General features: G+C 62.4%; 17 protein-coding genes. 15 read left to right on the top strand and 2 right to left on the bottom strand.

Features of this window, described 5'->3' with window-relative positions; translation table 11 throughout:
* The gene (locus tag DBP26_RS18650; RefSeq protein ID WP_108238942.1) at positions 1–903 is read right to left on the bottom strand and encodes a LysR family transcriptional regulator; all 903 of its coding nucleotides are present in this window, start codon (positions 901–903) and stop codon (positions 1–3) included.
* A gap of 93 nt (positions 904–996) precedes the next feature.
* On the opposite strand from DBP26_RS18650, the gene DBP26_RS18655 reads away from it, so the two are divergent.
* Both DBP26_RS18655 and DBP26_RS18660 read left to right on the top strand, forming a co-directional pair.
* Positions 997–2,010 carry an NADP-dependent oxidoreductase gene (locus DBP26_RS18655; RefSeq protein WP_108238941.1) on the top strand — a complete coding sequence of 338 codons (1,014 nt, stop codon included), beginning with the start codon at positions 997–999 and terminating at the stop codon, positions 2,008–2,010.
* Positions 2,011–2,174: 164 nt separating this feature from the next.
* Complete coding sequence (locus DBP26_RS18660; RefSeq protein WP_108238940.1) at positions 2,175–2,801, top strand: TetR/AcrR family transcriptional regulator; 627 nt, start codon at positions 2,175–2,177, stop codon at positions 2,799–2,801.
* Between the two features lie 93 nt (positions 2,802–2,894).
* Here the strand turns inward: DBP26_RS18660 and DBP26_RS18665 are convergent, their stop codons facing one another.
* Positions 2,895–5,633, bottom strand: coding sequence for a glycoside hydrolase family 3 C-terminal domain-containing protein (locus DBP26_RS18665; protein WP_108238939.1), 2,739 nt, complete (start codon positions 5,631–5,633; stop codon positions 2,895–2,897).
* Positions 5,634–6,102: 469 nt separating this feature from the next.
* Between DBP26_RS18665 and DBP26_RS18670 the strand changes: the two genes are divergently transcribed.
* The 13 genes from DBP26_RS18670 (at position 6,103) to DBP26_RS18730 (ending at position 17,569) form a co-directional block, all read left to right on the top strand.
* Positions 6,103–6,330: a hypothetical protein gene (locus tag DBP26_RS18670; protein ID WP_108238938.1), complete on the top strand. Its 228-nt coding sequence runs from the start codon at positions 6,103–6,105 to the stop codon at positions 6,328–6,330.
* A 180-nt stretch (positions 6,331–6,510) separates the two neighbouring features.
* Positions 6,511–8,139, top strand: a complete 1,629-nt coding sequence (gene gspE, locus DBP26_RS18675) for a type II secretion system ATPase GspE (protein WP_108239032.1) — start codon at positions 6,511–6,513, stop codon at positions 8,137–8,139.
* Between the two features lie 2 nt (positions 8,140–8,141).
* A complete protein-coding gene (gene gspF, locus DBP26_RS18680) occupies positions 8,142–9,344 on the top strand; it encodes a type II secretion system inner membrane protein GspF (protein ID WP_108239031.1) in 1,203 nt (400 codons plus the stop codon).
* 10 nt (positions 9,345–9,354) lie between these two features.
* Positions 9,355–9,780 carry a type II secretion system major pseudopilin GspG gene (gspG, locus tag DBP26_RS18685; protein WP_108238937.1) on the top strand — a complete coding sequence of 142 codons (426 nt, stop codon included), beginning with the start codon at positions 9,355–9,357 and terminating at the stop codon, positions 9,778–9,780.
* Position 9,781: 1 nt separating this feature from the next.
* On the top strand, positions 9,782–10,219 hold the full coding sequence (locus tag DBP26_RS18690; RefSeq protein WP_108238936.1) for a GspH/FimT family pseudopilin: 438 nt from the start codon (positions 9,782–9,784) through the stop codon (positions 10,217–10,219).
* Positions 10,162–10,584 (top strand): type II secretion system protein, encoded by a 423-nt coding sequence (locus DBP26_RS18695; RefSeq protein ID WP_108238935.1) that lies wholly within the window; start codon positions 10,162–10,164, stop codon positions 10,582–10,584. The genes DBP26_RS18690 and DBP26_RS18695 overlap by 58 nt, the downstream gene beginning before the upstream one ends.
* A complete protein-coding gene (locus DBP26_RS18700; RefSeq protein WP_108238934.1) occupies positions 10,581–11,195 on the top strand; it encodes a prepilin-type N-terminal cleavage/methylation domain-containing protein in 615 nt (204 codons plus the stop codon). Before DBP26_RS18695 ends, DBP26_RS18700 begins: the two co-directional genes overlap by 4 nt.
* Entirely contained in the window at positions 11,192–11,914 is a 723-nt protein-coding gene (locus DBP26_RS18705) for a general secretion pathway protein GspK (RefSeq protein WP_108238933.1), read from the top strand. Before DBP26_RS18700 ends, DBP26_RS18705 begins: the two co-directional genes overlap by 4 nt.
* Positions 11,911–12,942 (top strand): general secretion pathway protein GspL, encoded by a 1,032-nt coding sequence (locus DBP26_RS18710; protein ID WP_108238932.1) that lies wholly within the window; start codon positions 11,911–11,913, stop codon positions 12,940–12,942. Before DBP26_RS18705 ends, DBP26_RS18710 begins: the two co-directional genes overlap by 4 nt.
* Positions 12,932–13,585: a type II secretion system protein GspM gene (gene gspM, locus DBP26_RS18715; protein WP_108238931.1), complete on the top strand. Its 654-nt coding sequence runs from the start codon at positions 12,932–12,934 to the stop codon at positions 13,583–13,585. Before DBP26_RS18710 ends, gspM begins: the two co-directional genes overlap by 11 nt.
* Positions 13,582–14,097: a DNA utilization family protein gene (locus DBP26_RS18720; protein ID WP_108238930.1), complete on the top strand. Its 516-nt coding sequence runs from the start codon at positions 13,582–13,584 to the stop codon at positions 14,095–14,097. Before gspM ends, DBP26_RS18720 begins: the two co-directional genes overlap by 4 nt.
* Positions 14,094–16,385 (top strand): type II secretion system secretin GspD, encoded by a 2,292-nt coding sequence (gspD, locus tag DBP26_RS18725; protein ID WP_158541389.1) that lies wholly within the window; start codon positions 14,094–14,096, stop codon positions 16,383–16,385. The genes DBP26_RS18720 and gspD overlap by 4 nt, the downstream gene beginning before the upstream one ends.
* 263 nt (positions 16,386–16,648) lie before the next feature.
* Entirely contained in the window at positions 16,649–17,569 is a 921-nt protein-coding gene (locus DBP26_RS18730; RefSeq protein WP_108238929.1) for an SMP-30/gluconolactonase/LRE family protein, read from the top strand.
* Positions 17,570–17,622: the final 53 nt, after the last annotated feature.

Genomic DNA, 17,622 nt, shown 5'->3' on the forward strand with positions numbered 1-17,622 from the left:
TCAGCCCATCTCGATGAGCATGTCCAGAAACGCACGGACGGCGGGGTTGGTGCGTCGGCTCTCTGGCCAGATGGCCGTGATGTTCTGCCGCTGGACCGCAAACTCGGAAAGCACCGGAACCAGCCGCTCGGCCTGGACGCCCGGATCGGCCATGAAGCTCGCCAACATGCCGATCCCCGCGCCCGCGGCCACGGCAGCGACGACGGCCTCACTGGCATCGACGATAACCGGTGACGCCGGCACCACCTCGATCTCTTTGTCTGCAACACGAAAGGGCCAGCGCATGGCCTGACCGGTGCTTTGATAGCGCAGGTTCACCGTCTCGTGGCGAGCCAGTTCATCGGGATGCTGCGGCGTGCCACAGCGGGCGAGGTAGTCCGGCGAAGCGTAGCAACCCAAGGTGTAGGGCATCAGTCGCCGCGACAGCAGCGAAGAATCCGAAAGCTCACCGATCCTTATTGCCAGGTCGATGCCCTCTCCAATCAGATCGACGATCTGATCGCTCAGCCGCAGGTCAACGAACACCTTGGGGTAGCGGCTGCGGAACGCGGCAATGGCGGGTGCGATCATGTGCAACCCGATGGGCAGTGACGCTGCGATGCGCAGCGTGCCGGCGGGCTCGGCACGAGCCGATTTGGCGACCTGCTCGATCTCCTCTGCCTGACGCAACAATTGCAGCACCCGCTCATGCAGGTCGCGACCTTCAGCGGTGAACACCAAGGAGCGGGTGGTCCTGGTGAACAGCGAAACGCCAAAATGCCGCTCCAGCCGCTGAATACTTTTGCTGATGGCAGAGGGAGACAGCGAGAGCGAGCGGGCCGCTGCCCTGTAGCTGCCCAGAGAGCCCGCGCGGGCAAAGGCGATCAACCCGCTCAGTCGTTCGAATCCGATTGGTTCCTTCATGTCACCATTGAAACGAATGACAGCCTCATTATCAACCTCACCGTTTGGACATAGCCTGTGCTGACCCCATCGACTTGACGCTAGGAGGCTGTGATGAACGACACGATGAAAGCCGTGCGACTGCACGAATTTGGCAACCCTGACGTGTTGCGCTACGAGGACGCGCCGCGCCCCGTCGCACTGTGCGGGGAGGTTCTGGTGCGCGTGCGTGCGGCGGGTTTGAACCCGCCCGATTTCTACTTGCGGGACGGCTACCGGGCCTTGCCGCCTGAATGGCGCCCGGACCCCGTATTTCCCTTGGTGTTAGGCACCGACATTTCCGGAGAGGTCGTGGCCCTCGGCGAAGGCGCGAGCCGGTTCAGCGTCGGCGACGAGGTCTATGCCATGGTGCGCTTTCCCGCTGACCTGATGACCGGCAGTGGTGCCTATGCCGAGTACGTCCGTGTCCACGAGACCGAGCTGGCCCATAAGCCCGACAAAATCGATCACATCGAAGCGGCAGGCGCGCCCATGTCGCTGCTCACCGCCTGGCAATTTCTCGTCGATCCTGGCCATGACACGCCGAACCCCTTTCAGGCCTTTCAGCATCAGCCCGTCCCACTCCTAGGCAAACGCGTGCTGGTGAACGGTGCCGGAGGCGGCGTGGGTCACCTGGCGGTCCAAGTGGCCAAATGGCGAGGGGCACACGTCATCGCCGTCGCCTCCGGCAAACACCAGCGTCTACTTGGCGAACTCGGTGCCGATGCCTTCATCGACCGCACTCAGGTCGCCGCCGAAGCGGTCGCTCAGGACGTGGACCTTGTGATCGACGCCGTGGGTGGCCCCAACATGGAACGGTTCCTGAGCGTGATCCGGCCCGGCGGCCGGCTGTTTCTAGTCAACCCGCTGGGTTTTTCCGGCCATGACGAAGCATCTGAGCGGGGGATTACGGTCTCATCGATGCAGGTGCGTTCCAATGGGGCGCAATTGCAGGAGACCGGTCGCTTGCTGGAAGACGGCACCTTGCGCGTGGTGATCGACAGCACTTTTACACTCGCTCAGGCTGCGCACGCCCATCGTCGAGCCGCTAAAGGGGGCCTTCAGGGCAAGGTGGTGCTGGTGGTCTGAGGGCTCGAAAGCCAGATGGCCCAACCATTGCCCGGACGTCCATCGGGGCAGCAGGCGGGGCGACGGCGTGTGCAAAGCGACGCTCGGGAGCGATATCGCACTGGCGACGAGGGTGAAGGCTCACGTACAGTGACCCCCCGCAAGTCGTAACCCAAGGGATTGATATGTCAGCCACCCCCCAAGCGCCTGCCCGCACCCGCCGCGCCCCCAAGGGCGAGAAACGTCGTGAAGAATTGCTTGATGCCGCACTGGCCTTGTATTCGCTCGAGGGATACACCGGCGCGTCCATTGCCAGAATCGCCGAGCATGTCGGGATATCGGTGGCGGGTGTGCTGCACCACTTCCCTAACAAGGTGGCGCTGCTGATGGCCGTCCTGACGCGCAGGGACGAAGTCAACCGCAAGGTGGTCGACGAGGCCCAAAGCGAACCGACGCTGGATGGGTTCATCGACGGGTTGCAAAAACTCAACCGATCGAACGCGACGGCGCCCGGGGTGATCCGCGCGTTCAGCATTCTCAATGCCGAAAGCCTGGTGGACAGCCACCCGGCTTGGGAGTGGTTCCAGAACCGGTACCAAGGCATCTACGGACGTATGCGTACCCGCCTTGACTTCCTGGTGTCGACCGGCGAAGTGCGCGCAGACGTCGACCTTGACGTCATCATCCAGCAAATTCTGGCGATGATGGACGGCCTGCAGTTCCAATGGCTGCGGTTTCCGGACCGAGTCGATCTGGTCAAGGACTTCGAGTGCTACATGGCGCAGGTCAAGCGCGAAATTCAGGTGAAATGAAACGGGGCGATCCACTCGCTGGATCGCCCCGCTCCCTTCATCTCCGGTGAGGTCGAGACCTGGCTCGCGCCCTGCCCCTACCCCGTGCGGCCATCAGTAGTCGGTGTTGCCGTCGTAGTCGGCGTTACCGTTACCGTCATTGACGTTCTCATCCTGATCGAACACGCCGCCAGTCTTGACCGGTGGCAGCGTGACCTTGACCGAGTTCAGTGCAGAACGAGGCAATGGGTTGCTGGTGGTGGTCGACAGCTCCTGGCGGTACTGATTGACCAGCTTGCCGGTCAGACGAATATCGTCCGACGCCGCACCCAGGCTGATGTTGAAGGTGTCGGGATCGATCACCCACTGCTTGCTCGAATCGTCGTAGTACGCCAACGAACGGTCATTGAGTTCGATGGTGACATGACGGGTTTCGCCCGGCTGCAGGAACACCTTCTTGTAGCCCTTGAGCTCTTTGACGGCGCGTTCGACCTTCGGATTCTGCTGGCCAACATACACCTGGGCCACTTCGGAACCGGCACGCTGGCCACTGTTGGTCAGGTCGAACGAGACTTTGATCGGCGTGTTGCCCACGGCGACACCCGGCGTGACCGACATGTTGTTGTAGGTGAAGCGGGTGTACGACAAGCCATGGCCAAACGCGAACAGCGGCTTGGTGCCCGTCTTGTCATAGCCACGATAGCCGAGCATCGTCAGGTCGTGCTTGTAGCTGATTTCCTTGAGCGTGCGGGTGTTGTCGTAATGCGGGAAGTCCGCGTACAGCGGGTTGTCTTCGATGTGACGTTCGATACTGATCGGCAGTTTGCCGGACGGGTTGACCTTGCCGAAAAGGATCTCGGCCAGGGCCTGACCACCGTTCTGGCCCGGATAGAACGCGTGCAGCGCAGCTGGCACTTGATCGATCCAGTCGCTCATGTTCAGCCCGGTACCGCCGTGCATCGTGACGATGGTGTGCGGGTTGGCCTTGGCGATGTTCTGGATCAACTCGCTCTGGTACTCAGGCAGGTCGAACCCATGGTCGAAGCCTTCGCCTTCGTATTCGTTGCTGTTACCCACTGCCACCACGACCGCGTCGTACTGGGACAGGTCCTGAGGCGCAGCCAGCGAAGCCCAGGCCATTTGCACGCCAACCAGCCCGCCCATGGTGGACAGGTAACCGTCACGACGCGAGTACTCGAGTTTCACGTCATAGGTCTTGCCGGCTTCCAGTTTGATCTTGCCCGACACCGGAATGGTCGGCGGGATGCTCTTGTTGGTGATGTTCTCACCATCACCGTTGTCGATGATCTTCTCGCCATTGATCCACAGGCGAACAGCGCCGTCGGCGCGCACCTTGAACACTTGCTCGCCACTGGTGACCGGTTTCATCTGGCCCGTCCAGCGGATCGAGGTGTTGGCTGTATCGCCATTGCTCGGCAGATCGTCGGTGGACCAGTCCATGTCGACATGGGTGTCGATGCGCGTGGCCGACGGGTCTCCGGACCAGTTGGCGTTGGTGAAGAACTCGGTCTTCAGGCCCGCGACCGTGTTGCCTTTGCTGTCGGTGGTGGTCCAATTCGAAGCCTTAGGGTCCAGCGACAGGCCGTCGAGGAATTCGACCTTGGCGTTGGGCGCCATTTGCTGCAGGCCGCTCAGCTCACTGATGTAATGGGTCGCGTCCACATGGGCGCTGCCGAAACCGGTTGGCGGCGCGTATTTGGCGAGGTCGCCGACCACGGCGATGCGCTTGACCTTGGCCTTGTCCAGCGGCAGCACGTCGTTCTGGTTTTTCAGCAGGACGATGCCTTCACGGGCGATGTTCAACGCCACTTTGTTGCTGGTCGCGCTGTTCATGTTGTGGGCGGTCAACGGCGCGAACTTGTCGAACTGGTACAGGTAGATGTTCTTGAGGATCGTACGGACTTTGTCGTCCACAGTCGCCATGTCCAGCTCACCGCTGTCCAGGTAAGGCTTGAGCACCGAGCTGTTCATCTGGCCACCCATCATGTCCAGATCGGTACCGGCCTTGGCCGCCGGCAGCCCATGCACGATGGCGTTGTAGTCGCTCTGCACCAGGCCCTTGAAGCCCCACTCCTTCTTCAGGATGTCAGCGATCAAGTGCTTGTTTTCACACGCGTATTCGCCGTTCACCTTCTGGAACGAACACATCATCATCGCGACGGTACCGTTCTTGGTCGCCGATTCGAACGGTGGCAGCGTCATCTCGCGCAGCACGCGCTCAGGCATGGTCTGGTTGAGGATGAAGCGGTTGGTTTCCTGGTCGTTACCTGCGTAGTGCTTGGCTTCGGCCCAGACGCGGCGCTGCTGGATACCGTTGATCACCGCAGGGCCGAGGCTGGCACCGAGGAACGGGTCTTCGCCGGAGAGGTATTCGAAGGCACGACCGCTCCAGGGCATGCGATAGAGGTTCATGCCCGGACCGGTCACGAACTGATAGCCACCGGTCGCGGTGTCGTAGCCCAGCGCGCGACCGAAGTCGATGGCGCGACGGGGGTTGAAGGTCGCCGCCAGGTTCGGACCGGAGGGGTAAACCACACCCGGATCATTGCCCTCGCTGGTGTAACGAATACCGGCGCCGCCGTCGGCACCGTGAATTTGCGGAACGCCGTATTGCGGCAGTGGTTTGACGTCCCAGCCGCCGATGCCACCGATGTAGGCCAGCTTTTCTTCCTGAGTCATTTTCGCCAGCGTTTTCTCCGCCGCCTTTTCGGCCCGCACTTCCTTGGCCGCCAACTGCTCCTGGGTGGTGGTCGTCGCCGCGTTGGCATGACCAATGGCCAGACTCAAAAGTGCCAATGCCGAATGGGCACCGATCGTTCTACGGGTTCGCATAAATAATCTCCAGATCGCCCCTGTGCGCAATTGTCGCAGTTGACAGGCGCAAACCCTTATTTCAAGGCGATAAAACACCTATCCCGCAGCTCATTAACTAAACAGCGGGCAAAAAAAGGAGAGCGCGCCAACAAGCTGGAAACTTGGGCAACAGGCTTGGTAAGACCAAAAGTTACTGGCAATGCGCCAGCTAAATACGCAGTACTGGACCGCGCTTCTTAAATTAAGACAGGCGTTTTTTGTTGAAGTCAAATAAAAAATAATCGCCTTAGAAATCGCTGAAATTTTTTGATACAGTCACTGAACTCCCACTAAACCTATAGGTCTGTAGGTTTAGCAAAATGACCTGACACTGCGCCTGACCGCCAGTGATTACGGGGGAGAGCCGCCCTGGTGGACGGCTCTGACCGTCACCTCCGGCAGGCAGGAGAGTCCCTTTTTACCGTTAACCCCATAGGAGAATCACCGAATGAAGATGCCCCTGATTGGTGCACTGGCCGCAATGACATTGGCAGTATCAACCGCTGCAATGGCGACCGAATCAAATACCCAGGAATCGGTTTCCGGCGCACCGGACTCGACGGTCATGACGCAAACTAAAACGGTGGAAGTCGCGAAGAAACAGCATAAACAAGTTCAAGCCGATGAAAACAAACGGGGTCGCCCTACCGACCAGACTTCGCACACCAGCAACTAAGATCAATCACTTACACTTATTAATCACGTACACGAGGGCGCCACTAAAGGCAGCCCTCGGTGCGTCGCTACTTGAACTTTAATCGTGTCCGATCGTTTGAATCCCGTCCCCCTCGAAGAACTGAGCGAGCACTCGGCTGAAGCGCTGTGCGCCTGGTTGGTGAGTCACTCAGGGCTCAAGATGGCAGACATGGATCGGGCACAGCGCCTTGCCCAGGACTCTCCAGGCAGTTCGCTGACCGAACTGCTGACACGCCTTGGCCTGGTGTCGGAACTTGACCTGGCCCGAGCGTGGGCCGCCACCCTGGAGGCGCCCTTGCTGGTCGCCGACGCCGTCACGCCGCCGAACGACACCTTGCCACCGCTGAGCGAACGCTTCATGCGCCACCACCGTCTGTTGCCCATCGGCAACCACGCCGATGGCGTGCATGTGCTGGCGGCCAATCCCGCCAATGCCTATGGTCTGGACGCTGTGCGCTACGCCTGTCAGACGCCGGTGTATGTGTCGGTCGGGCTGTCCAGCGAAGTCGACGGATTGATCGAGCGGTTCTACGGCCAGGGCCGCTCAGCCATGGGATCGTTGATCGAAACGATGGACGATCAGCGCGGGGCCGATGAAGACATCGAACACCTCAAGGACCTGGCTTCCGAAGCGCCGGTCATCCGCTTGGTCAACCTCATTCTGCAACGCGCGGTCGAGCAGCGCGCCTCCGACATTCATATCGAACCCTTCGAAAGCCAGCTCAAGGTGCGCTATCGCATCGACGGCGTGCTGCACGAGGCCGAGGCCCCGCCGTCGAGCTCATCGGCGGCGATCATTTCCCGTTTGAAAATCATGGCGCGGCTGGACATCGCCGAGCGGCGCCTGCCGCAGGACGGTCGGATCATGCTGCGCATTCAGGGCAAGGAGCTGGACCTGCGGGTCAGTACCGTGCCCACCAGCTTCGGCGAGTCCGTGGTCATGCGTTTGCTGGATCGCCAGAACGTCAGCTTCGACTTTCCCAGCTTGGGCATGGATGGCGAACGCCTGCAACGCTTTTTGGACGTCCTGGAAAACCCCCACGGCATCCTGCTGGTCACCGGCCCTACCGGCTCAGGCAAGACCACTACGCTGTACACCGCACTGTCACGGCTCAACACCGCCGAGCGCAAGATCATCACCGTCGAAGACCCGGTCGAGTACCAGCTCGAGGGCATCAACCAAATTCAGGTCAAGCCCTCCATCGGGCTGGACTTCGCTGGAGCGCTGCGTTCCATCGTGCGGCAGGACCCGGACGTGATCATGATCGGCGAGATGCGCGATCTGGAAACCTGCCGCATTGCGATTCAGTCGTCGCTCACCGGCCACCTGGTGCTGTCGACCCTGCACACCAACAGCGCCGCGGCGAGTATCACCCGGTTACTTGACATGGGCGTGGAAAGCTACCTGATCGCCTCCACGGTCAAAGGTATTCTGGCCCAGCGATTGGTGCGCCGACTCGACCCCGTGACGAGGATCGCTTTCGAAGCACCGGCCGAACTGGTGGCGGAGCACGGCCTGGAGCGCTTTACCGATCAGCGCCCGATCATGCTGTACCGCCCTGACAGCGACCTGCCTGGCGGCGGTTACCACGGGCGCAGCGCAATCACCGAGTTGCTGGTCATGACAGAAGAACTGCGCAGCCTGCTCATGCGTCAGGCAGACGCGGCCACCCTGGAACAGGCCGCCCGACGCGGTGGATTGCGCACGCTCTATGAAGAAGGCCTGCGACAAGCCGTGGCCGGGGTGACTTCCCTGGAAGAGGTCCTGCGCGTGACGCGCAGCGAATGACCATGGCCCATTTCAAGTACCGCGCACTGGACGCCGATGGCGTCGCACACAACGGCACGCTCGAAGCAAGCGATCGAGATGCCGCCGTAGCGAGTCTTCAACAGCGCAATCTGCTACTGCTGAGTCTGGAGGCTGGCGCCCCGGTCGGGCTGCGTGCGGCCATGCGCCGTAGCGTGCTCAATGGCCCGGCCCTGGTCAGCTTCACGCAGCAACTGGCCACCCTGATCGGTGCCGGTCAACCGCTGGAGCGCGCGCTGTCGACCCTGATCAGACAAAAGCATGACCCTAAACGTCTGGCACTCTTCGAACGCGTGCGCGAACAGGTCAAGGCCGGCAAACCGTTGAGCCAGGCGCTTGAAGAGGAGCACGGTCAGTTTTCCAGTCTGTACGTCAGCATGGTGCGCGCGGGCGAAGCCGGAGGCTCGCTGGAGCACACCTTGAGCCAACTGGGCGACTACCTGGAGCGCAGTCAGAAGCTGCGCGGCGAGGTAGTCAACGCGCTGATTTATCCGATTTTTCTCGTGGTGGGGGTACTCGGTTCGCTGGCCCTGCTGCTGGCCTATGTCGTCCCGCAATTCGTACCGATCTTCCGGGACCTGGGCGTACCCATTCCGTGGATTACTCAAGCCATCCTCGGCCTGGGTGAGTTTTTCAGCGCGTACGGCCTCATGGTGTTGGGCGCCCTCGTTGCGACGTTATGGGGCATCGCAGTGCTGCGACGGGATCCGCGGCGCCGCCAGCGGCACGATCGTCGTCTGCTCTCGCTGAAGGTGATTGGCCCCCTGCTGCAACGCATCGAAGCCGCGAGGCTGGCGCGCACGCTCGGCACGTTGTTGAGCAACGGCGTCGCACTGCTGCAGGCGATGAACATCGTGCGCCAGGTGTGCGGCAACCATGCCCTTCGCGCCCAGGTTCAGCAAGCGACCGACTGGGTCAAAGGCGGCGGCACCCTCGCCCAGGCGTTCGGCGAGCAGCCGCTGCTGCCGGAGCTCGCACTGCAGATGATCGAGGTCGGCGAACAGGCCGGCAACCTCGACAGCATGCTGCTCAAGATCGCCGATGTTTTCGACCTTGAGGCCAAGCGTGGCATCGACCGCCTGCTCGCCGCGCTGGTGCCCAGCCTGACCGTGATCATGGCCGTCATGGTCGCCGTGATCATGCTTGCCATCATGCTCCCCCTGATGAGCCTGACCAGTAACATTTGAGGACTTATACATGACTCGATTCACCTCAGCGCCTGGCCGTCGCCAAGGCGGCTTCACCCTGTTGGAAATGCTCGCGGTGATCGTGCTGCTGGGCATCGTCGCCACCATCGTCGTGCGTCAGGTCGGCGGCAACGTGGATAAAGGCAAATACGGCGCCGGCAAGGCACAGCTCGCCAGCTTGAGCATGAAAATCGAAAGCTATGGGCTGGATGTCGGGTCACCGCCGGCCAACCTGCAGCAACTGGTGACCAAACCGGCCAATGCCACTGGCTGGGCAGGGCCTTACGCGAAGTCGTCGGACCTCAAGGACCCGTTCGGTCATGCATTCGGCTATCGCTACCCCGGTGAGCACGGCAGCTTCGATCTGATTTTCTATGGCCAGGACGGCCAGCCCGGCGGCGATGGCTACAAAGCCGACCTCGGTAACTGGGAATAACATGCGTGCCCTGCCCCGCGCCCGCGGCTTCACCCTGTTCGAATTGCTGGTGGTGATCGTACTGATCGGCATCAGCGTCGCGCTGGTGGGCTATGGCGTGGGCAAAGGTCTGCATGCCGCCAGCGAGCGGCGAGCGCTGAGTGAAGTGGTGCAGGCACTCCGCGCGGCGCGGGTTCAGGCCATCGTTACCGGGCAACCGGCGCAGACGCGTTTCGATCTGAAAGACGGGCAGTTTCAGGGTCCCTTGCAAAAAGTCCGACGGCTGCCCAGCGACATGCACGTGCAATTGCAAACGGCGGAAGGACTTGGCTCGGCCTTTGAGTTCTATCCGGACGGCGGAGCCAGCGGCGGGCATGTGCTCTTGACACGCAATGACAAGCGATGGCGGGTCGATATCAACTGGCTCACCGGCAACGTGCAGTTGCGGGCGCTCAATTGAGCGCTCAGCGCGGTTTCACCCTGCTGGAGATGCTCGCCGCCCTTGCGGTGCTGGCGGTCTGCAGCAGCGTGCTGGTGGTCGCCTTCGGTCAGAGCGCCCGCGCCCTGCAGCAGACCCAGCGCAGCGATCGGCTGAGCCTGATCGCCCGGTCATTGATGGATGAAGCGCGTTCGAGCCGCCTGCGGGCCGGCGTGACAGAGGGCGACAGGTCAGGCGCGAAATGGCGGCTGGAGGTCAGCGCCGCGCCGGCGAGTCAAGCACCGCTGGCCACATGGCGGCTGGACCTTCAGGTCAGCGAGGGGACCCGACATGTGCATTACAGCACGCTGCAAGTGCGCAGCGCCGGAACCAGGGCGGACCGATGAAGCACCGCACCCAGGGTTTTACGCTGCTCGAAGTGCTCGTGGTCCTGAGCCTGCTGGGTGTGCTGCTGACGCTGGTCGCAGCCGGACTCACCGGCGCCAACCGCGCACTGGGCAAGGCTGAGCGTTTCAGTACACGACTGGACGAAGTGCGTTCGACCCAGAATTTTCTGCGCACTGCCATCGGCCAGGCCTTGCCACTGGCCGCCGGTGCGGAGGGCCCCGCGTCAGCGCCGGTGTTCGAGGGGCACGCTCACAGCCTGCGCTTTTATGCGCCGTTGATGCCTTGGCTCGGCGGCGGTTTGTACCGCTACAGCGTTTCGCTCGCGGCAGGGCATCGCTTGCAAGTCAATCTGGAACGCCTGAGTGACCAACGCTTGCTGCCTGCACAGGATGAGCCTCAGGTGCTGTTGCACCAGGTCAGCAGCCTTGCATTCAGCTATCGCGGGATTTCCCCCCAGGGCGTGGCCACGGACTGGCTCGATCACTGGCCGTGGCCGGGGCGTTTGCCGGTGAGCGTGAGGATCGACGTGCAACTGGCGGGCCCCGTGCCTTGGCCACAGCAGAGTATCGATCTGCGACTGGACTTGTCGTCAGAGGCCCGAACGTTATGACGCGTCAACGCGGCGTGGCCCTGTTGCTCGTTCTCTGGGTGCTGGCGCTGCTGAGCACGCTGCTCGCCGGGCTGTTGGGGTGGGTGCATCTGCAGAACCGTCAGGCTCTGTGGCAGCGCCAGCATACCCAGGCCGTCCTGGCCGCTGAAGCAGGCCTGGCCATGGCGGTGACCGCACAGTTGGATCGCGACCCGCATCGTCACTGGCTGGCCGACGGGCAGCCTCATGCGCTGCGCTTCGACGACGCGACCCTGGCCGTCAGCCTGGTCAGTGAGGCTGGAAAGCTGGACGTGAATGCTGCGCCCGTCGAGTCGTTCATGCGTCTGGTGCTGGCGTGTGGTGGATCGAACGCACAGGCACAGGCCGTTTCGGGCGCACTGAACCAACGACGGGGCGCAGACCGTCAGCCGCTGCGCACGGTCGAGGAGGTCCGGGAATTACCGGCAATGGATCAACGGGTTTACCAGTGCGCCAGCGCGCACCTGACCCTGTGGAGCGGGCTGCCAGCACCGGATGCTGCGTTGGCATCGGGCTGGTTGCGGCGGGTCCTGAACCTGCCTCAGGCCAGCTCCGCTGCCCAAGACGCGGGCCCCGTCGTCACCGTACAGAGCCAGGCGACATTGCCCGGCGGTTTTAACGCGACGCTGATCGTCACGCTGTTACTCAACCCATCGAAGGAGGGTGCCAGGCCTTATCGGGTCCTGCGCTGGCAAGAATGAAGCATTTACTTTCCAAGCGGTTCGCCCCGCTCCAGGCCCGCCTGCACAGCCAGTGGGATGGGAGCCTCGCCCAACAGGCCTGGCGCGCCTGGCTGAATGAGCTGCAGGCGCTGCTCCCTGCCGCTGTCCGTGACCGCTGGCTGGCGCAGGCCCGTGAACGCGTGATCGAATGGCCGCTCAGTCTCCCCGTTGACGCAGCGGACGAAGATCGCCTGGTCCTGACGTTGCCTGCGAATCTGCTGCTGATTCAGACCCTGAACCTGCCAGCCGCTGCAATGCGGGATCTGCAGACCGTCATCGGTTTCGAGCTCGACAAGTACACGCCCTTCCCTCGCGACCAACTGCAGTACGTCGCCCGCGTCACCGGCAAGGATGGCGCATGGGTTCAGGTGCTCCTGGTGGCCGTGCTGCGCGAGCGTTTGCAGCCGATACTCGATGCCTGCCGTGCGCAAGGCCTGGTGCTGCATGCGGTCGATGGCTGCAATGCACAGGGGCAACGGTTGGGCATCGACCTGTTGCCGGTCGATCAGCGCCCGCCACGCAAGGCCCACGCACGGTTGAGCGGCTACCTGACGCTGGTGTGCGGTGCACTGGTGGTGAGCTGCATGGTGCTCTGGCTCGATGCGCGTCAAACCAGGGTCGAGGCCATGCAGCGCGCCGTCGATGCGCAACGGGATGATGTCCGAGCCGTCCAGGATCTGCGCCGTGAACTGATCAATACCCAGGGGGCTGCTCGCTACCTGGCTCAGCAAAAAGCGGCGCAGCCGACGCTGTCCAGCGTACTGGTGGACCTGACGGGATGCTTGGGTGCCGACACTTGGGTCGAGCAGCTGGAAATCAGCGACGGCGGCGGCGTATCGCTCTCCGGTCAAAGTGCCAAGGCCAGCGCGCTGATCGCTCGCATGAAAGACTGCAAGACCCTGAGCGACGCGCAGTTCCAAGGCATCATCCAACCCGACGCCCAGACCGGAAAAGACCGGTTTTCGCTGCGTGCGCACCTGCGCAAGGAGGCGGTCGATGCGCCGTGAACTGACTCGTCGAGAGCGCCGCGGGGCGGCGCTCATCGTCCTGGCCCTGCTGCTGTGGGCGGCATGGTGGCTGCTGGTACAAAGCTGGTTCCTCGACCCGTTGAATGAGCTGGAGGAACAGGCTGACGCCCTGCGCACCCAACAGCAACGTTACGCCGCCGTCCTGGCAGAACGCGACGGCCTGGAACAGCGCCTGCAGGCTGCGCGCCGGGACCCTTCCAGCCGCAGCAGCCTGTTGCCGGGCGAAGACCCGGGTGCAGTGGCCGCAGACCTGATGCAACGCAGCCTGGACCTGGTGAAAGCGCATGCCTCGGAAGGCCCGGGCTGCCAAGTCACCCAACGCATGCCGATCACCCCGGAGCACGACAGCGCCGAGCCCTACCGCCAAGTCAAAGTCAGCCTGACCCTGGAGTGCGCGTTGGAGCCTCTGGCCAACCTGCTGCACGACATTGAATACGGCCAGCCCTTTCTATTCGTCGACACCCTGAGCCTGCGCCGCGCCACATCGGCTCCCGCCACGGGCGGTGCCGGGCGTCTGCAGGTGCACCTGCTGCTGCGCGGCTACCTGCAACAGGCACCGACTCCATCGTCCCCAGGACCACAACGCGAACAGTCCGCACCCAGCGAGGCCCCCGAAGCATGAGGCTCGATACCCTGACCCTGACGCTCTTGGCAGGGACCGCCCTTCTGACGGTAACCACCGTCGGTCTGCTCCTGGGCGCTGGTCAAACCCCTGAGTGGCTGCCAGCGGGCGAAACCCGTGAATGGGCCCCCGCTGCCAGGCCCCCGACCATTGAGCCGATACCCCCTCAGGCCGTGGCGCTGGTCTGGCAGCAGTCGATGTTCAGCCCCGACCGCAAGCCGGACCTGGTAACCGGCAAGAATCAGCCCTCATCCCTGGACGGCATTCGCCTCAGCGGCGTGATCATCGAAGGACAAGCTCAATGGGTGCTCCTGCGCATGCCAGACAAACGCAACCTGAAACTGGCCGTCGGCAGCACGCTCGATAACGGCTGGACCCTCACCGCTGCGACACCTCAGCAGGCGACTTTCAGCCATCAGGGTCAGACCCGCGAGCTGCGCCTGCCTTTGCTTCGCCTGCCACCGCCCTCAAACGTTCCCCCTATTACCCTTCCAGACGTACGCACACCATGAACGATCGCCACCTTCACGTGTTCCATTTGCGCAGCCCGATGATTTGCCTGGCCGCCGCCATCGCACTGGCCGGTTGCGCCGAGACGCCCCGCCACTTCGAAAACGACCCGGCACTGATGCACGAAGCATTGCAAGGCACCGGCTCCCAGCGCGGGCCGGTAGCCGACGTGCCCCCGCAATCTGCGCCGTCGAATCCGGACGCCAGGACGGTGCCGCGCCAGCAGATCATTCGGGGAAGCCAAACATTCGTGCACAGCCCCGCAGCCCCATCGGCCGGTGCTGCGCAGCCCAGCGGCGATATCGTCTTCAACTTCACCAATCAGCCCATCGAAGCGGTGATCAACAGCGTGATGGGGGATCTGCTGCACGAAAACTACAGCATTGCCCAAGGCGTCAAAGGCGACGTCAGCTTTTCCACGTCAAAGCCAGTCAACAAACAACAGGCGCTGTCCATCCTGGAAACCCTGTTGTCATGGACTGACAACGCGATGATTCGCCAAGGCGACCGCTACGTAATTCTTCCGGCCAATCAGGCCGTGGCCGGCAAACTGGTGCCGGAGATGCCGGTGGCGCGACCGTCCAGCGGCCTCTCGGCGCGCCTGTTCCCCCTGCATTACATCTCGGCCACCGAAATGCAGAAGCTGCTCAAGCCCTTTGCCAGGGACAACGCCTTTCTGCTCGTCGACCCGGGACGCAACGTGCTCAGCCTGGCCGGCACGCCCGACGAACTGGCCAACTATCAGGACACCATCGACACCTTCGATGTCGACTGGCTCAAAGGGATGTCCGTTGGGGTCTACGGCCTGCAGCGCGCGACCGTCGGCGAACTGATGCCGGAACTCAAGAAGATGTTCGGCCCCGACAGCGGCATGCCCATGGCGGGGATGGTGCGCTTCCTGCCGATTGAGCGCACCAACTCGGTCGTGGCGTTTTCCGCGCAGCCTCGTTATCTGAGCGAAGTCGGTGACTGGATTCACACCATCGACGAAGGCGGCGGTAACGAACCGCAGATGTACGTCTACGACGTACGGAACATGAAGGCCACGGACCTTGCCCGATACCTGCGCCAGATCTACGGCAACGGCCAGATCAAGGACGACAGCGCGGCCCGGGTCGCACCCGGTTTGCGGACCCGCTCCCTGTCTTCGCTCAATGGCAGCTCAGGGGGCACGGGCATGGGATTCGGAGGGGCCGGACAAGGAATCGGCACGGCGTCAGGCATGGGGTTGAACGGCAATGGCACACTCAACGGCAACGGGCAGGGTAACGTGCAGCCGCTCGCCGAAGAAGAAGACGAACCGACCGATGATGACGCCGGCGGCGTAGAGGGTACGGACAGCGAAACCGCCGACTCGTCATCCGGCGCGCGCCAGCGCCTCGATGACAGCACCCGCATCACCGCGCAAAAGAGCAGCAACCAGTTGCTGATTCGCACCCGTCCCGCGCAATGGGCTGAAATCGAGTCTGCGATCAAGCGGCTGGACAATGCACCGATGCAGGTGCAGATCGAGACGCGGATTCTCGAGGTCAACCTCAGCGGTGAGCTGGACTTGGGCGTGCAATGGTACCTGGGCAAGCTCGCCGGTAATTCCGGCAGTACCACGGTCGCCAACACCCCCGGCAGTCAAGGCGCGCTCGGGGGCGGCGGCGCCGGCCTCGGCGCCACGGATTCGCTGTTCTATTCGTTCGTCAGCAACAACCTGCAGGTGGCACTGCATGCGCTGGAAACCAACGGCCGCACGCAGGTGCTGTCCGCCCCGTCGCTGGTGGTCATGAATAACCAGCAGGCGCAAATCCAGGTCGGCGACAACATTCCCATCAGCCAGACGACGGTCAACACCAACGTGTCCAACACCACGCTGAGCAGCGTCGAATATGTCCAGACCGGGGTCATCCTGGACGTCGTTCCACGCATCAACCCCGGCGGTCTGGTGTACATGGACATCCAGCAGCAGGTCAGCGACGCCGACAACACCGCGACGACCGACAACAACGGAAACCCGCGCATCTCCACTCGCTCGGTGTCCACTCAGGTCGCCGTGCAGAGCGGGCAAACCGTCCTTCTGGGTGGTTTGATCAAACAGGACAATAGCGACACCGCCTCATCGGTGCCCTACCTGGGGCGCATACCGGGGCTGCGCTGGCTGTTCGGCACCACCAGCAAAAGCAAGAAGCGGACTGAGTTGATCGTGCTGATTACGCCGCGCGTCGTGACCAGCAACAGCCAGGCCAGACAGGTGACGGATGACTACCGCCAGCAACTGCAATTGATCAAACCGGTGCAATAAGGGATCGCCATCACCCATTGACCCTCTGCAAACAGCCGACCGCTCCACGAGCGCCTCAGGATGAACCCGAGGCGCCCTTGGCGGGGATTAGGCTTGTAGAACAGAATTGCAAAATCTGCGCAAACTCCCCTAGGCGTCATCCGAGCATCCCGACGATCAGTGCTTAAAAGCACTCGCGCGGCCTTTCAAAATGCTTTATTTTTGAAATGCAGTTCTATTTAAATAAAAACCCGGCGTCCCGGCTGATTGCATCAGGAGCGTTCATGAGCTTCTTTCCCGCCCCTCAGATCACTGAAACAACCGTCTTCACCCGTCTGCCCGACCACTTTCGCAATCCGCGTCCGACGGCATGGGCCAATGCCAATCGCCAGGGGAAGGTCATCGATTCGTTCCTGGAGGGGCCGTCCTTCGATCGCGAAGGCAACTTGTATGTCACCGACATCCCCTACGGACGCATCTTCAGAATCTCACCCGCGGGCGAGTGGACCCTGGTGTGTGAATACGACGGCTGGCCGAATGGCTTGAAGATCCACAGGGACGGTCGCATTTTCATCACCGATTACAAGCGCGGCATCATGCTGCTGGATCCCCGCACCGGGAAGATCGAGCCGCTGCTGGAGTCCGCGGGTTCGGAAGGCTTCAAGGGCGTGAACGACCTGGTGTTTTCGCCCGCCGGCGATCTGTACTTCACGGATCAGGGCCAGACCGGCCTGCAAGACCCCACCGGCCGGGTCTACAAACTGGACACCGCTGGCAACCTGACATGCCTGATCAATACCATTCCCAGCCCTAACGGCATCGTCTTCGACCCCAAGCTCAATCATTTGCTGATCGCCGTGACCCGCGCTCAGCAAATCTGGCGCATCCCGCTGGGCAACGGCTCGATCGTCAGCAAGGTGGGTGTGTTCGCGCAGTTGCACGGCGGCCTGGGCGGCCCCGACGGGCTGGCACTGGACGATCAAAGCAATCTGTACATCGCCCACACCGGCTTCGGCTCCGTCTGGCGCCTGTCCAAGGTCGGCGAACCGCTGCAGCGCTACGTCTCGTGCGAAGGCATCAGCAACACCAACCTGGCGTTCGGCGGCGAAGACGGCCGCACGCTTTACATCACCGAATCCGAAACCGGTTCGATCCTGCAGGTTCGCACACCCACACCCGGCCTGGAGATGTATTCACACAGCTGAACACGCCCCGCGACACCCCACACAGTCCGCCAAAACAACGATAAAAGAAGTGA

It is taken from the genome of Pseudomonas sp. RIT409, from assembly GCF_003052515.2.
GTDB lineage: Bacteria > Pseudomonadota > Gammaproteobacteria > Pseudomonadales > Pseudomonadaceae > Aquipseudomonas.

What these genes read in the sequence shown, in the direction of transcription:
- DBP26_RS18655 (WP_108238941.1), top strand. Translation starts at nt 997, where the DNA reads ATGAACGACACGATGAAAGCCGTGCGACTGCACGAATTTGGCAACCCT.
- DBP26_RS18720 (WP_108238930.1), top strand. Translation starts at nt 13,582, where the DNA reads ATGAGGCTCGATACCCTGACCCTGACGCTCTTGGCAGGGACCGCCCTT.
- DBP26_RS18690 (WP_108238936.1), top strand. Translation starts at nt 9,782, where the DNA reads ATGCGTGCCCTGCCCCGCGCCCGCGGCTTCACCCTGTTCGAATTGCTG.
- DBP26_RS18665 (WP_108238939.1), bottom strand. Translation starts at nt 5,633, where the DNA reads ATGCGAACCCGTAGAACGATCGGTGCCCATTCGGCATTGGCACTTTTG.
- DBP26_RS18660 (WP_108238940.1), top strand. Translation starts at nt 2,175, where the DNA reads ATGTCAGCCACCCCCCAAGCGCCTGCCCGCACCCGCCGCGCCCCCAAG.
- DBP26_RS18710 (WP_108238932.1), top strand. Translation starts at nt 11,911, where the DNA reads ATGAAGCATTTACTTTCCAAGCGGTTCGCCCCGCTCCAGGCCCGCCTG.
- DBP26_RS18670 (WP_108238938.1), top strand. Translation starts at nt 6,103, where the DNA reads ATGAAGATGCCCCTGATTGGTGCACTGGCCGCAATGACATTGGCAGTA.
- DBP26_RS18695 (WP_108238935.1), top strand. Translation starts at nt 10,162, where the DNA reads ATGGCGGGTCGATATCAACTGGCTCACCGGCAACGTGCAGTTGCGGGC.
- gspD (WP_158541389.1), top strand. Translation starts at nt 14,094, where the DNA reads ATGAACGATCGCCACCTTCACGTGTTCCATTTGCGCAGCCCGATGATT.
- DBP26_RS18650 (WP_108238942.1), bottom strand. Translation starts at nt 903, where the DNA reads ATGAAGGAACCAATCGGATTCGAACGACTGAGCGGGTTGATCGCCTTT.
- DBP26_RS18700 (WP_108238934.1), top strand. Translation starts at nt 10,581, where the DNA reads ATGAAGCACCGCACCCAGGGTTTTACGCTGCTCGAAGTGCTCGTGGTC.
- gspG (WP_108238937.1), top strand. Translation starts at nt 9,355, where the DNA reads ATGACTCGATTCACCTCAGCGCCTGGCCGTCGCCAAGGCGGCTTCACC.
- gspF (WP_108239031.1), top strand. Translation starts at nt 8,142, where the DNA reads ATGGCCCATTTCAAGTACCGCGCACTGGACGCCGATGGCGTCGCACAC.
- DBP26_RS18730 (WP_108238929.1), top strand. Translation starts at nt 16,649, where the DNA reads ATGAGCTTCTTTCCCGCCCCTCAGATCACTGAAACAACCGTCTTCACC.
- DBP26_RS18705 (WP_108238933.1), top strand. Translation starts at nt 11,192, where the DNA reads ATGACGCGTCAACGCGGCGTGGCCCTGTTGCTCGTTCTCTGGGTGCTG.
- gspE (WP_108239032.1), top strand. Translation starts at nt 6,511, where the DNA reads ATGGCAGACATGGATCGGGCACAGCGCCTTGCCCAGGACTCTCCAGGC.
- gspM (WP_108238931.1), top strand. Translation starts at nt 12,932, where the DNA reads ATGCGCCGTGAACTGACTCGTCGAGAGCGCCGCGGGGCGGCGCTCATC.